This window comes from Jeotgalibacillus sp. R-1-5s-1 (genome assembly GCF_004405105.1).
Lineage (GTDB): Bacteria > Bacillota > Bacilli > Bacillales > Jeotgalibacillaceae > Jeotgalibacillus.
In genome coordinates, this window is the sequence record NZ_SORW01000012.1 from 100,314 (window position 1) to 114,869 (window position 14,556).

Sequence of the window (14,556 nt, forward strand, 5' to 3'; positions counted from 1 at the left end):
AAATAGGGGATTCACCTCCGGGTTATTTCTATTTATTTATGATTTCAAGCTCTACCATCATTATTTGGTGCTGGTCCATTTCTTTAACTGTCCATTTATGTTTAGGGTCACTCAACACTTCTTCCCCTATTTGAGTATCCTGATGCTTATACTGAATCCATCCACCGATCGTATCAAATTCATCGCCTTCACTAAATTGAATACCAAAGCGATCTTGCAGATCATCAAGCAGCACTCTTCCGTTTATCGCGTAAACCAGCTCGCTTTTCTCTTCAATCTCAGGTCTCTCATCCTCATCAAACTCATCCTGAATCTCACCGAAAATCTCTTCAAGAATATCTTCAAGTGTTATTAATCCGGACGTCCCACCAAATTCATCGATGACGATTGCCAAATGTTTCCGTTCGCTCTTCATTTTCATCATTGTCTCTTGCAATGAAGATTGCTCACTGACAAAGATCACTGTTTGCATAGAGTCAGTAAGTTGACTCTTTTCATCCCGGATCATTTTATGAAGCATTTCTTTCACGTTAATAAATCCTAGTATTTCATCTTTATTGTAATCAGACGTTACAGGATATCTGGTGAACTGATATTCGTCTACTAATCCGACAATTTCAGCCTTTGACATTGATAAATCCAAATTGATCATCTGAACCCTCGGGACCATAATGTCTTTTGCAACCCTTTCATCAAATGAAAAGATATTTTCCATATAGGCAAGCTCAGCCTGATTAATTTCTCCGCTTTGAAAGCTCTGAGCCATAATAATTTTCAGTTCTTCTTCAGAGTGCGCCTGTTCATGATTTGCCGGGCGAACACCAAAAGCTCTTAATAAAATTCGTGCAGATCCATTTAACAGCCAAATGGCCGGGAACATAATCTTACCAAATATGAACAAAGGTCTCGCAAGTAACAGAGTCATCTTTTCAGCAAACTGAATTGCGAGTGTTTTCGGTGCCAGTTCCCCAATGACAACGTGTAAAAACGTTACAACAGAGAATGCTACCGCGAATGCAATAACAGAAGATACAGCCGCAGGGACGCCAAGAGTGTCGAATAAAGGATACAAAAGAATTTCGACGGTCGGTTTACCTAGCCAACCAAGCCCTAAAGCCGTAACAGTAATACCCAGCTGACATGCAGAAAGATAATAATCAAGATCTGATACAACTTTCTTCACAACAACAGCCGTTTTATTACCTTCAGCCAGTAGCTGATCTACACGTGACATCCTAACCTTAACGATTGCGAATTCCGATCCTACGAAAAAGGCAGTAGCTAAAATCAATACAACAAGCAAAGTCAAATTAATTAATAACAATATGTCCAATAAGTTCCCCTGAAATAGGGGATTCACCTCCGAAATTTTTCAACTTAACAGAGTCGTGATCATCTGCAGGACAGGTACCATTTTCAGCTGAATTTCCTGTGCAGCATAGCGTCTCTCTTCAGGAGAAGCATGCTCAAGCTCAGACTGAAGTGATGCCAGTTTTGATTGCAAATGCTCAAGCTCTTCATTCACTTCATTTAATGTTGGAGCTGTCGTCTTCTCTTCTTTGCAAGCCATGATTTCTTTAATTTCATGTAAAGTCATTCTGGCCTCTTTCAGCTTCTGTATGTGTTCAATTTTATCCAGAACGGACTCCGGATATAATCTGTAGTTTGCTTCAGAGCGCGAATAAGATAAGAGCCCCATCTGTGTATAGTAATCAATCGTCCGGGTTGAAAGACCACTGCGCTTTGCAACCGTTCCGATTCGTATTAGCTCCTTCCCATCGAACCATCTTCCTCTCTTTTATCAAATTAAGAAAACTATACAGTATAACGTGCTACTTTACAATCGAATTGTTTGTAAACATTAAAAAACTGCAGGAGATATACCCCTGCAGCTTTACACCTATTATAACCAGCCCTTCACAACCGCAGCACTTGGCTGCACTTCTTCAACCGGTTCTCCGTCAAAATGCTCCTGCTCAACGACCAGCCAGTCTAATTGCACGGCACCTGCATACGATTGAAGAGGCAGTGAGCCTTTACCAACCGCCGCAGTCCGCGTTTCACCGTCTCTTTTTTCCAGATCTTTCAGGTGAATAGAGAATATCCTGCCGCGCAGGCGTTCCAGTAAATCATATGTATTCACACCCGAATACTCCGTCCAATACACATCAATTTCGAAATAAACAGGATGATCAGCTGTATGCTTCTCAAGGATCTCCCACCCGGTACGTCCATCTTCAAGCTTCGCAAACTCGAAGTCATGATGATGGTAACCTATATAGATTCCTTCTTTTTCAGCTGCCTGCGAGGTCTCGTTTAGCAGTCGGGCTGCATCCTCATATTTATCGGCAGTGCGCCAGTCCTCATCTAAATAAGGCATGATCAGTTTTGTGTTTCCAATCTCCTTGGAGAACGTGATCCACTTCTTAAATTTTTCAGGGTCCTGAAAGTTTTCCACGGGAACATGAATACCCGCAGGCTTCAGGTTATTTTCATGGAATAATTCATTCCACCGGTTGCTCGTTAATCCATAGTCACCTGCAAGCTGCACCCCTTCATAACCTGCTTTGCTAAGCTTTTTTAACGTTTCTTCAAGGTTTTCTTCCATCGCTTCTTTGACCGACCATAATTGAATCGCCACTTTTGTCATAAAAATCCGCCTCCTTTTCCACAAGCGTACGCTGAAAACCTTTTCAAATCAATTATGTAACTTTATCTGTTACTTGTTCGTCATATTTATAACAAATCATTCCAACAGGAGGATCTTAACGATGGTTAATAAAAAATGGCTCTTTGCTGCTGCGGTGTTGCTGATCGCAGGAGGGGGAATTACCGCCTTTTTGCTTACCTCAAGACCTGAACTGACAGGTACGGCAACAAGTGCATCATCTAAAATGGTGTTCCCGGATCATACTTGGACATTTTATTTCACCGAAAAGATGAACAGTGAGTCGATTAACGAAGATACAGTGTTCATTGAAGATTCAGAAGGAAACAAGATTGAGGTCTCCCTGACGCTGATCAATGAGAATCGATCGTTGAGAGTGGCTCCTCCTGAAAAAGGATACATGGTCGGGCAAACATACACGATGCATTTCTCAGACGAACTGAAATCCTCTCTCGGATTGAAAATGAAAGAGTCTTCCTTCAGCTTCACAATTGTCGATGATCTTCCTTCCTTTCAATCAGAAGAGGATGTAAAGAATTACTTTGCTGCTGCGATGGAAAAACAAAGAGTGGTTATGGAGTCAGATGTGACTGTTGAAGAATCAGCTGCCGAGAGCACAAGCAACTCTTCCGATATGGCCTCGAGCGGCGGTGAAGGTAGCGGTGGACATTCTGAAACCAACAATCAGGTGGAAGGTGTGAACGAAGCAGATATTGTCAAAACAGACGGCTCCTACATTTATCACTTGAATCAAAATCAGGATCTGTTGATTCACCGCATTCTAGATTCCGGTGAGACAGAAAGGATTCAGGCACTTTCATTTGAGCAGGCAAATTTCTACGGCAATCAGCTGTTCTTACATGAAAATACGTTAGTTGTTCTTGGAGATGCATGGAGTGAAGTCGCAAAGAATGGACTCCCGGCGCATTCCGGGGTTACAAGTGCCTATATTTACGATGTCAGCGATCCGGCGAACCCTCAGCTTCAGAGGGAGGTTGCCGCACAGGGACATATGGTAAACGCACGTATGATTGGTGACAACCTCTATTTCATTACCGGTCATTACCCTGATGTGTGGCTCATGCAGGAAGAGCCTGAGAAGGTTGAAGTACTGCCATTCTTTAAGGATTCTGCTGTATCAGAGGAGTACCAGAAGACGGCGGCTGAATCAATTAAGGTGTTCCCTGAATCAGAGGAGACAAATTACTCCACGATCACTTCCGTCAATGTTGCGGATCTGACATTACCGGCTAAAACTCAATCTTACCTTGGCGGCAGCGGAGAACTTTATATGTCACAAAGTCACCTGTATATGGCGGCTTATTCATATGATATTCCTGAAAACGCAGCAGCCACTTCTGACGCTGATTCCACGATGGATATCATGCCTGTCGGACGTTTTAACGCCAACACGAAGATTTATAAATTTGCGATTAACGGCCTCGATGTTCAATTCGTGGCAGAGGGTACGGTTCGCGGAACGATTTTAAATCAATTTTCAATGGATGAGCATGACGGATACTTCCGCATCGTGACGACAGATGGTTCCACGTTTGGTGAGAATCGGGATTCAACCAATAACCTGTTTATTTTAGATGAGGGTATGAACATTACAGGCTCCGTTGAAGATCTGGCAATCGGTGAAAGAATTTACTCTGCACGGTTTATGGGTGATAAAGCGTATATGGTCACCTTCCGTGAGACGGACCCGCTGTTTGTTATTGATACAGCCGATCCTGCCAACCCTGAAGTACTCGGTGAGCTGAAGATTCCAGGTTTCAGTAACTATCTGCATCCGCTTGATGAAAATCATCTGATCGGCTTTGGCAATGAAACGTCACTTGCGGCGACTAAACCAGGTGAGCCACCACTCGTTTTGCAAGAAGGGATGAAAATTTCACTCTTTGATGTCACCGACTTTTCGAACCCGGTCGAAAAAGACGTGGAAGTTATCGGTGGCCGCGGAACGTATTCACCCATTATGCACGACCACAAAGCGCTATTTCAGCATAAAGAAAGAAATCTGTACGGTTTTCCAATCAGCCTGTATAACCAGAAAGACCTGAACAGCGAAATGGAATTCGTCGGTCAGGGTGCCATGGTGTATAAGATTACAACAGATGGCATCGAGCTTGCTGAAGAATATATTCAGGAAAAAGACCCGAACCAGATGTATGACGATTACGAATCAATGGTTCAGCGAATGATTTATGTTGATGACACCCTTTACACCATCAGCATGAAAGGCATTAATCATTATCCGCTGCCTGAATAAATCATGGATAAAAGAAGCCCGGATCTTCATTGAGATCCGGGCTTCTCTCTTGTCCTCTCTCCCCCTTTTGCCTTACAATATAGAGATTGTATAGACAAGAAGGAGCTACTTATTATGACATATAAAATGATTGTTTTAGACATGGATGACACATTACTGCAGGATGATCATACGATTTCCGAGCGCACAAAACATGCGCTTTTACAGGCACAAGAGCAGGGAGTAAAGGTAGTGCTAGCGTCCGGACGCCCGACTTATGCAATGTGGGATACAGCGCGCGAACTGCAGCTGGCTGATTACGGAAGCTATATTTTATCATTCAACGGCGCAAATATTTTTAATGCCAAAACAAAAGAGCTTTTGTTTAAAAGTACACTCTCACCTGAAACGGTTCACCGTCTGTACGACCTGAGCAAACGTGAAAACGTAGGGATTCAGACGTACGTTGGGGATGCCATCGTGACGGAACAGGATAATCCTTATACTCAGATCGAAGCCGATATCACCGGGCTTCCTGTTGAGATTGTTGAAGACTTCAAAGCAGCGGTTCAGGAGCCGGTTGTAAAAGTGTTAATGCTTGAGGAAGGTCCTTTTCTCGCTGAGGTTGAAAAAACACTGAAAAAAGAACTTGAGGGTGAGCTTGCCGTTTATCGTTCAAAGCCTTATTTCCTTGAGTTCACAGAAGACGGCGTGACAAAAGGCTCCAGCCTGTCTCAGCTGATCGAAAAGCTGGGGATCAAACGTGAGGAAGTCATTGCTTGCGGTGACAGCTACAATGATCTTGAGATGATCAAGTTCGCAGGTCTTGGTGTTGCGATGGGTAATGCACCTGAGGATATTCGCGAGGCAGCCGATTTTGTCACGGAAAGCAACATGAATCACGGTGTAGCCCATGTAGTCGAAAAATTTATCCTGTAACGGGGGTCAGGCTGTGCATATTCAATCGTACTTAAGTCAGTGTGGCGCTTTTTCACGAAGAGAAACTGCACGTCTTTTAAAAGCGGGGCGCGTGACAATTAACGGCGAAACCGGTCATGAGAGGAGCACTGTAGGGGAATCCGACCTTGTTCTTGTTGACGGGACGCCCCTGCCTTCTCCCGCTGACCCTGTCTATCTCGCTTTTCACAAGCCGCGCGGTATTACTTGCACAGCTCAGCCCTCTGTTGAAGGAAATTTGTCTGATTACCTGAACTGGCCGACCAGGATTTTCCCTGTAGGCAGGCTCGATAAGGATTCAGACGGGCTCCTGCTGCTAACCAATGATGGCGCAATCGTTAACCAACTGATGAGGGAAGAACAGCAGAAGCAGAAGGAATATGTCGTAACGGTTAAGAGGCCGATTACAGAAGATATGCTTGAAAATATGCGTGCCGGCGGCATCCTGATCAAAGGACGTGCCGCCTCACCCGCAACCGTTCAGAAGATCGATGATTTCAGCTTTCGCATCATATTAATGCAGGGTCTGAACCGTCAGATCCGGCGAATGTGCCGTGCTTGCGGGAATGAGGTTGTGACGCTGACACGTGTCAGAATTGAACATATTGAACTTGGCAGCCTTCCCCTGGGAAAATGGCGCCCGTTAACTGAATCAGAGATTGAAGGATTGAAATAACCGGTGCCTGGTGCGCCGGTTTTTTTATGTGATATGCAGATGGCTATTCGCAGGATCTTGGGAATGTTTCGCAAAATTTTGATGGCGGTTCGAATAATACGACGCCGGTTTCGCGAGATTTTGTCCCCGTTTCGCAGAATTTCATGCGTCTTTCATAGAATTATGCTAAAAGACTTACTCCTCTAAAGCTGCTAACAAAATTTATAAAAAACGATCAATTTTTGTTTCTATTTGTCAGCACTAGGGAATTAAAAAGGTGATTACTCACTTTCAAGGAGGGATAGAATGAACAACCTGTTTTACGATGGCGGATTTAATACAAGTGCTTTTTTAAATTCACTTGGAAACCTTTTACTGGCTGTCATTGTTCTGATTATCGGTTATTTTATCGCGAAAGCCATTGGAACAGCAGTCGAAAAGCTTCTGAAGAAAACCGGTGTGATCCGCAAATACGGCTCTCCACGCAGCTCTTCCCGCGTGACCACCGCATCACGTGAAGGAAAAGAAGGTGAGCAGAAAAACAAATGGCCGCCTGAAAAGATTGCCGGAAAGATTGTATTCTGGATTCTGATGGTCTTTGTCTTTATCTTATTCTTTAATATACTTAACCTGAATATTATCGCTTCCCCACTTGTCGATATGATGAGTACAATCCTTGCCTTTATTCCAAATGTCCTGACTGCTGCGCTGATTCTTCTTTTAGCGTATGTGATTGCGCTTGTACTGAAGTTTCTGGTTGTTAAAGTTGGATCCCGTCTTGTTAAAAACCGTAAAGTCCAGGAAAGTAAATATGTAAAAGACAGATCCAACCTTCAAAGCTATGTCGAAAACGCAGGCACGATAGTGTTCTATATTGTTCTATTAATGTTCCTGCCTGGCATTCTCGGTGCACTTGGCATTGAAGCAGTATCCGGTCCTTTCAGCGGCATGCTGGAAAGCTTCCTGGCATTTATTCCAAGGCTCGTTGCCGCTGCACTGATCTTTGTCATCGGCTGGATTGTCGCTAAAATCGTCCGCGATATTATCACTAATTTTCTTCATGCAATTGGTACAGATAAATTAGGAAGCAGATTAGGATTAAGCAATTTCCTGAAGGATACGTCTATTTCTTCAATCATCGGAACGGTTGTCTTTATTCTGATCATGATTCCTGTAACTGTTTCAGCTCTGGATCAGCTCCAGATTGCCGGTATTACTGAACCGGCGATTAACATGCTGAATGATGCCATGGCGATGATTCCGAACATTATTATCGCGATTATCCTGATCCTTGTAGGTTTGTGGATCGGAAAATGGGCTCGCCGCTTTGTGTCAGATTTGCTGGCAAGACTCAGCTTTAATAACGTCACGAGTCATCTTCGTGTAGGGGGCTGGAAAGCATCAGGAACGAGTATGACCCCTGCTGACATTGTTGGATATCTTGTTCAAATTGTGATTGTTATTCTGTTTGTTGTAGAGGCTTTCAATGTTGTAGGCCTGAGCTTCCTTGTAGACCTTGGAACAGCTGTACTTGCCTTCCTTCCAAGCGTCATCACAGCGATTGTGATTCTCGGACTCGGAATTATTTTAGGCAACATCGTCAAGCGTGTGTTGGACAGTCTGTTCAGCGGATCAGAGCTTTCCATGCTCAGCTCTGTTGCCAAATATGCGATTATGGCACTGGCACTGTTTATGGCGCTCGATCAGCTGGGTGTAGCAGACACAATCGTTAACTCTGCGTTCATTCTGATTCTTGGAGCTGTTGCGCTGGCATTCGGCCTTGCCTTTGGACTTGGCGGGCGTGACAATGCATCACGCTATCTCGATAAGCTTGAGCGAAAAGCAGCCAACACAGAAATTGATACAGAAAAAGCAAAGCAGACACGGGAGGATATCAAACGTGAAACACGTGAAGAATCCGCTCGTTATGAAAACAAATCCACATCGGATCATGACAACCGTCCTGTCGTCAATGACTGGTCACAGGATGAAAAAGTAAATGAAGATCTCTCAAATGATACCTCTGCCTGGGATGATTCGAACGAAGATCTCTCAAACGATACATCCGCCTGGGATGACGTAAACAGTGCAGATGACTTCCCGGAAGAAGACAAACGGAATGAAAACCCGTTCGCCCCGGATGATTTTGACGACGATCGCAGAAGTTAATGAAGTAAGGCGCTCCTATTGGGGCGTCTTTTTTCATGTGCAAAAATAATTTTTTCCAAATGTATTGACTTTTCAGCCGTATGGTTTTATGGTTAATTACATAAGTAACTAACCAAAGAGGCAGGCGAGATTATGGACGAAAAATTACGAGATGATATACCTATTTTTCAACAGATCGCCGAAACGATTGAGTCAGGCATCCTGGAGGGTTCATACAGCATCGGAGATCGTGTTCCATCCACAAACGAATTTGCAAAGTTTTATCAGATCAACCCGGCAACAGCAGCCAAGGGCATTAATCAGCTGGTGGAGCAGGAAATTCTTTTTAAGAAAAGAGGAATTGGAATGTTTGTAGGGGATAACGCACGAAACATTATTTTGTCTAAACGGAAAGAACGCTTCTATCATGATTATGTTGTTCCGTTAAGAACCGAAGCTGCACGTCTAGGCATTTCAGAGGATGAACTAAATGACTGGATCAGAAAGGGTGATCGTGATGAAAATTGAGCTGTTGGAAACCTCAAAGTCATATGGATCCAAGCAGGCGTTAAAGTCCGTCAGCACGACAATTGAACCAAACAAAATTGTTGGTTTACTTGGAAGAAACGGTGCCGGAAAAACAACCATGCTTCAGATCTTAGCCGGACATATCAAGCCATCAGACGGCCGTGTTCTAATCAACGGCCTGGAACCTTTTAATAACCGGAAAGCACTTCAGCATATATGTCTGATCAGCGAAGCAAATAACTTCAAGCGAAAGCTGAAAATTCGTGAAGTATTAAAAACGGTCAGCCGTTTCTACCCGAATTGGTCCCAGGAGACAGCTGAACGGCTATTGAAGACATTTAATCTTGATCCGGGTATGAGTGCAAAAGGGTTATCTAAAGGAATGGAGTCTGCATTAAGTATTACGATTGGTCTTTCGAGCCATACTTCCATTACGATCTTTGATGAGCCCTATATCGGAATGGATGCCAGTGCACGCTATAAGTTCTATGATGTGCTTCTGGAAGAGTATGAATCCTATCCGAGAACGTTTATCATATCTACTCATTTAATCGATGAAGTGAGCAGCCTGTTTGAAGAGATCATCCTAATGAAGGAAGGAAAAATTCTAACGCATGAATCTGCAGAAGAGTTAAAGCTTAAAAGCTTACAGATCAGCGGTCCTAGAGCAAAAGTAGATGATTTCATTGAAGGCAGACAGGTTATTCACGCTGCAGAAATCATGGGACAGAAAACTGCCCTCTTATACGGTGAGGGACTTGACCTTAATAAAGCAAAAGCAATGGGGCTTTTGACAGAACGAAGCTCTATTCAGGAATTGATGGTTCATTTAACGGAAAAGGAGGAAAAATTGTATGTTTAAACAAATGATGGCGCTCATTCGTTTTTTCTTGATTGATATGCGTTTTTCGATTTTGCTATTCTGGTCAATTTACATGATAAGCCTCATCCCGATAAGTGTTTTATCTGCTGCGGCTGAAGGAAATGTTTATATTTCCTCTACCATTGCTATTCTTATATTCTGTGGCATTTCAGGTTTTATTTTACTGAAAGAAACATTCTCCTACACCATTAGGTTAGGGGTAACACGTCTAGAATATGCGATCTCCGGAGTTATTTTCGCAGCTGTTTTAGCATTTATTATGAGCAGCACAGGGATCATCATTAACATGATTTTTTCTGCTTTAATGGAGTGGATTGGGTGGTCACATGTTCAGCTGATCAATATATCCGATATGATCGGGACTCAAAGTACGATGCTTGCTGAATTTGGTTTACTAATGTTGTTTAGTTTTATCACCCTGATAGCCAGCTTCTTTCTTAGCACAGTATTTCACAGGTTCGGCCTGGTTGGCGGACTGAGTGTTGTAGCTCTCTTATTTATTACTATTCTTATTGAATCTCTTCGCACCGAAGTAATTGATTGGTTTGTAAAGGATATGGAGCTTGGTATGATGCCTATCCATATCACACTTAATTATCTCAGCCTTTCTATACTGGCTGCCTCTTTTCTGATTCTGAGCATGCTCGTATTATGGAAAGCGTCAATCCATCCTGGGGCAGCCAGATAAAAAACCGTGCCGGATACTGACCCGGCACGGTTTTTTAATCTTTCTTCCTGAAATAAGTCAGCGCCAGCGCACCAACAAGAATCCCACCTTTAATTATATCCTGCGCATAATACGGCACATTCATCATCGTCAACCCGTTTAACAGAATACCGATAATAATCGCCCCGATAAACGTACCAATGACATTCGGCTTCCCTGCGCCAAACACAGAATAACCAATCAATGCAGCAGCCACTCCGTCCATGAGCAGCGGATCACCTGCTGAAACCTGCCCCGTTCCGATACGGGCAGCAAGCACAATACCGGCCAGTGCAGCAAACACACCACTGATCACGTAGGCATAAGTCCGGTAACGGTTCACAGGAACACCGGAAAGTCGCGCTGCCTCCTTGTTGCCTCCCGTAATATAGAACAGACGGCCGGCACGGGTATACTGCAGGAATAAATGAACAAGTGCCACAATCACCACCATCAGAATAACCGGAAACGGGATATTAAAAATTTCACCCTGCCCGATAAACTGAAAAGCGGGAATAAAAATACCCGGTGCCGTCCCGCTGCCATCCGGAAGCGGCATATTGCTGTAAATGGAGTAACCCTTTGTATACGTTAAATGGACGCCGTTAATGATATACATGACGGCAAGCGTCCCGATTAAATCAGGAATTCTGATTTTTACAGTAATGAAAGCATTCAGCAGCCCAATTAATGCGCCTAAAATCAGGGGCACAATGAGGACTACCAACAGCTCCTGGCTGTACCAGACGAGCAGTGCACCACTCGCTACTGTTGCTAGACTGACTGTTGAACCTACCGATAAATCAAATCCACCTACAATCATCGAAAAAGTGACCCCTATTGCAACAAGCGTCACGATCGATATCGACCTTAAAATCTCAGTAATGTTGCCATACGTTAAAAACTGTTCATTCGTTAAGCTGAAAATAAGGATAATCAGCGCCAGTGCAAGGATGGTGCCGAACTTCATAAAGAAGTTGACGATCCGCTCCTTTTTACTGATGGTGTCCTGCTGCGGATAATCGCTGATATTGAGCTGTTTCATCGGCATTCCCTCCTGTTGCTGCGGTCATCAGGCGCTCCTGAGTCGCTTCCTGATTCGTTACTTCATCGACGATTTCCCCATCTGCCATAACGAGAATCCGGTCAGCAATTTGCAGAAGCTCGTCAAATTCACTTGTAAAATAAATGATGCCTTTTCCCTGATCTGCCAGTGATGTGATCAGGCGGAACACATCATTTTTTGCCCCGACATCAATTCCCTTTGTCGGCTCATCAAAAATAAAAACGTCACTGTCTCTATTCAGCCATTTCCCGATCGAGACTTTTTGCTGATTCCCTCCGCTCAAATGCTTAAGAAGGGCTTTGGGGGAGGAAGCAACGATGCCAAGCTCCTTGATCTGGTCAAGTGCAGTCGTTTTCTCTTTGGAACGGCTGATCCATCCTGCCCTTGTATAGGATTCTAGAGCCGGGAGTGACAGGTTCTCCTGAACAGAAAAGTCAATTAAAATACCACTTTTGCGGCGCTCTTCAGGGATAAAGGAAATACCGGCTTTTACAGCATGGCGGGGATTTTTGATGGTTTGCTTCTTTCCTTTCACGCTCCAATCACCTTTCGCACCGGATGCACCAAACAGAGCGTTCGCGGTTTCTGACTTTCCTGCTCCCACCAGTCCTGCGATGCCTAAAATTTCACCTGATCTTACTGAAAGATCGATGGTCTTGTTCGTCTCCGGCACCTCAAGTCCTTTGACCTCAAGCGCTATTTTACTGCTGAAGCCGCGCTGCTGATAGTCCGCTTTGTGCAGCTGTCTGCCAAGCATCGTCTGAATAATTTCTTCAGTGGATACTGCACCTGATTGATGAACAGCTACCACTTTCCCGTCACGCATAATCGTCATCCGGTCAGCAATCTGATGAATTTCATTCATACGGTGAGAAATATAGATCATTGCAATGCCCTGTTTCTTCAATTCACTAATCACGTGAAACAATTTAGCTGTTTCGTTTTCACTTAGAGGAGCAGTTGGTTCATCGAAAATGATCAGCTTTGCATTGGAGGCAATCGCTCTCGCCAGCAAAATCATCTGTTTTTCAGATAAACTGCAGTCCTCGACAAGTCTGTTTAATGGGATTTGCGTTTGCACTTTTTCAAGACGCTCTTCTGCCAGCTGCTTTCTTTTGCGCCAGCTGATTGGCTTCAGGTTTTTGCCTTCTACCGTTATATCCAATGTGACATTCTCAGCGACTGACAGGTTTTGAATCAGTGCCGTATCTACCTCCTGAACGACAATCGCAATGCCTTTTCTCTGTGAATCGGCAGGCGCTGTAAAATGAACATCCTCACCGTTTACGAGAATCGTTCCCCCGTCCTTCTCATAATCACCGGACAAAATTTTCACCAGCGTGCTCTTCCCGGCGCCATTTACACCGAGAAGGGCATGAACTTCTCCAGGCTCAACGGAGAAGTCCACCTGTTTTAACACATTGACGGGACCAAATGATTTCGTCAGCTGTTGAACCTGTAGATAACTCATTGTGCGTTTTTCGCCTCCAGTGCGTCCATCCATGGGGAACGCGCTACATTCGGTGAGCCCCATCCTTCAATAAATTCTCCAACGTTCGCCATCGTCACCGGCTCATCAGGCAGATCACTTACATTGACGACAGATGGATCAAGCGAATAGATGGATGGTGTTTCTTCTCCGGCGATTTTCTGATAAAGGAATCGTACCTGAACGGCCGCTACCTCAGCAGGATCCGTTGCTGCTGTGGTCACCCACGGACTGTTTTCAGCCTGCATGATCTGAAGGTCCTCATCACTTAAATCAATGCCATAAACCTTGATCTCATCGCGTCCCGCCTGCTGAATTGCACGCGTAACACCTTTAGCGAATTCATCATATGGAGCAAAAACAGCGTCGATTGAACCTTCTTCAGGATACTTCTTTAAAACGGCCTCCATCTGGCTTTGTGAATCAAGTGCTGTATTATTGCTGACACTTCCAAAACGCGCGATTTCCTTAACATTTGGATAATGCTCTAAAAACGCCTCATAAATCACGTTACGTCTTTCCATCGGCGTGAATCCACCTGCCCATACGTAGACGATATTTCCTTCGCCATCAATATCCTGTGCCATTTTCTTTAACGTGCCCCACGCAAGACTGTAGTCATCCTGACTGATCGAGGTTACGCCTTCGAGCGAAATGTCATTATCAAACGTGACAACCGGAATTCCTTTATCCAGCGCTTCCTGAACGCCTGGATTCAGTGCTTCAGCACGTCCATGATCAATCAGAATGCCATCGACTCCCTGATTAATCGCTGTCTGAAGGTGGTTGGCCATTTTAGACAGATCATTACTCGCGTTGTAAACCTGAACCTCGCCACCGAACTTGTCGATTTGAGATTCAAGTCCGCTTACATACTGAGATGCAAACGTTCCAGTAGAGAATTCCATGATCGCCGCAATCTTAAGTGGTCGATCAACAGCTTCCGGAATGTCAGCCGTTGCACCCTGCGATGACTGCTCCTCTGTATTTTCTGTTTCTGCTTCCGCCACTTCTGTATCTGCCGGCGGCTCTTCCTCTGTTTGTGAAGAAGGCTGTTGGTTGGTGCAGGCTGCCAGCGCCAGCGTGAAAATGAGTAAGAGTAAAAGTGCTGTTTTTTTCATGGTCTTTTCTCCTTTAAAAGGTTAATTGGTTAAAGTGTCAGGCGGCACAGGACCTGAAAAAGAGTCCCATCCCGTGCTATT

The 14,556-nt window shown here is 44.3% G+C and carries 13 protein-coding genes; 7 read left to right on the plus strand and 6 right to left on the minus strand.

Annotation, left to right across the window (positions count from 1 at the left end):
• Window positions 1-28 precede the first annotated feature (28 nt).
• The 3 genes from E2491_RS05790 to E2491_RS05800 all read right to left on the minus strand — a co-directional run bounded on the left by E2491_RS05790 (window position 29) and on the right by E2491_RS05800 (window position 2,650).
• The gene (locus tag E2491_RS05790) at window positions 29-1,333 is read right to left on the minus strand and encodes a hemolysin family protein (RefSeq protein ID WP_134373874.1); all 1,305 of its coding nucleotides are present in this window, start codon (window positions 1,331-1,333) and stop codon (window positions 29-31) included.
• A gap of 39 nt (window positions 1,334-1,372) precedes the next feature.
• The gene (locus E2491_RS17715) at window positions 1,373-1,765 is read right to left on the minus strand and encodes a MerR family transcriptional regulator (protein WP_134373876.1); all 393 of its coding nucleotides are present in this window, start codon (window positions 1,763-1,765) and stop codon (window positions 1,373-1,375) included.
• A 138-nt stretch (window positions 1,766-1,903) separates the two neighbouring features.
• Window positions 1,904-2,650 carry a sugar phosphate isomerase/epimerase family protein gene (locus E2491_RS05800; protein WP_134373878.1) on the minus strand — a complete coding sequence of 249 codons (747 nt, stop codon included), beginning with the start codon at window positions 2,648-2,650 and terminating at the stop codon, window positions 1,904-1,906.
• Between the two features lie 121 nt (window positions 2,651-2,771).
• Between E2491_RS05800 and E2491_RS05805 the strand changes: the two genes are divergently transcribed.
• The 7 genes from E2491_RS05805 (at window position 2,772) to E2491_RS05835 (ending at window position 10,781) form a co-directional block, all read left to right on the plus strand.
• Entirely contained in the window at window positions 2,772-4,943 is a 2,172-nt protein-coding gene (locus tag E2491_RS05805) for a beta-propeller domain-containing protein (RefSeq protein ID WP_134373880.1), read from the plus strand.
• A gap of 114 nt (window positions 4,944-5,057) precedes the next feature.
• Complete coding sequence (locus tag E2491_RS05810; RefSeq protein ID WP_134373882.1) at window positions 5,058-5,861, plus strand: Cof-type HAD-IIB family hydrolase; 804 nt, start codon at window positions 5,058-5,060, stop codon at window positions 5,859-5,861.
• A gap of 13 nt (window positions 5,862-5,874) precedes the next feature.
• The gene (locus E2491_RS05815; protein ID WP_134373884.1) at window positions 5,875-6,555 is read left to right on the plus strand and encodes a pseudouridine synthase; all 681 of its coding nucleotides are present in this window, start codon (window positions 5,875-5,877) and stop codon (window positions 6,553-6,555) included.
• 285 nt (window positions 6,556-6,840) lie between these two features.
• On the plus strand, window positions 6,841-8,703 hold the full coding sequence (locus tag E2491_RS05820) for a mechanosensitive ion channel (RefSeq protein ID WP_134373886.1): 1,863 nt from the start codon (window positions 6,841-6,843) through the stop codon (window positions 8,701-8,703).
• 132 nt (window positions 8,704-8,835) lie between these two features.
• Window positions 8,836-9,210: a GntR family transcriptional regulator gene (locus E2491_RS05825; RefSeq protein ID WP_134373888.1), complete on the plus strand. Its 375-nt coding sequence runs from the start codon at window positions 8,836-8,838 to the stop codon at window positions 9,208-9,210.
• Window positions 9,173-10,072 (plus strand): ABC transporter ATP-binding protein, encoded by a 900-nt coding sequence (locus E2491_RS05830; protein WP_244093895.1) that lies wholly within the window; start codon window positions 9,173-9,175, stop codon window positions 10,070-10,072. Before E2491_RS05825 ends, E2491_RS05830 begins: the two co-directional genes overlap by 38 nt.
• Window positions 10,065-10,781 (plus strand): hypothetical protein, encoded by a 717-nt coding sequence (locus E2491_RS05835; protein WP_134373890.1) that lies wholly within the window; start codon window positions 10,065-10,067, stop codon window positions 10,779-10,781. The genes E2491_RS05830 and E2491_RS05835 overlap by 8 nt, the downstream gene beginning before the upstream one ends.
• A gap of 34 nt (window positions 10,782-10,815) precedes the next feature.
• Here the strand turns inward: E2491_RS05835 and E2491_RS05840 are convergent, their stop codons facing one another.
• The 3 genes from E2491_RS05840 to E2491_RS05850 are packed head-to-tail and all read right to left on the minus strand — an operon-like array spanning window position 10,816 to window position 14,475.
• Window positions 10,816-11,844 (minus strand): ABC transporter permease, encoded by a 1,029-nt coding sequence (locus tag E2491_RS05840; RefSeq protein ID WP_134373892.1) that lies wholly within the window; start codon window positions 11,842-11,844, stop codon window positions 10,816-10,818.
• A complete protein-coding gene (locus E2491_RS05845; RefSeq protein ID WP_134373894.1) occupies window positions 11,795-13,336 on the minus strand; it encodes a sugar ABC transporter ATP-binding protein in 1,542 nt (513 codons plus the stop codon). The genes E2491_RS05840 and E2491_RS05845 overlap by 50 nt, the downstream gene beginning before the upstream one ends.
• Window positions 13,333-14,475 (minus strand): sugar ABC transporter substrate-binding protein, encoded by a 1,143-nt coding sequence (locus tag E2491_RS05850; RefSeq protein ID WP_134373896.1) that lies wholly within the window; start codon window positions 14,473-14,475, stop codon window positions 13,333-13,335. Before E2491_RS05850 ends, E2491_RS05845 begins: the two co-directional genes overlap by 4 nt.
• Between the last annotated feature and the right edge of the window lie 81 nt (window positions 14,476-14,556).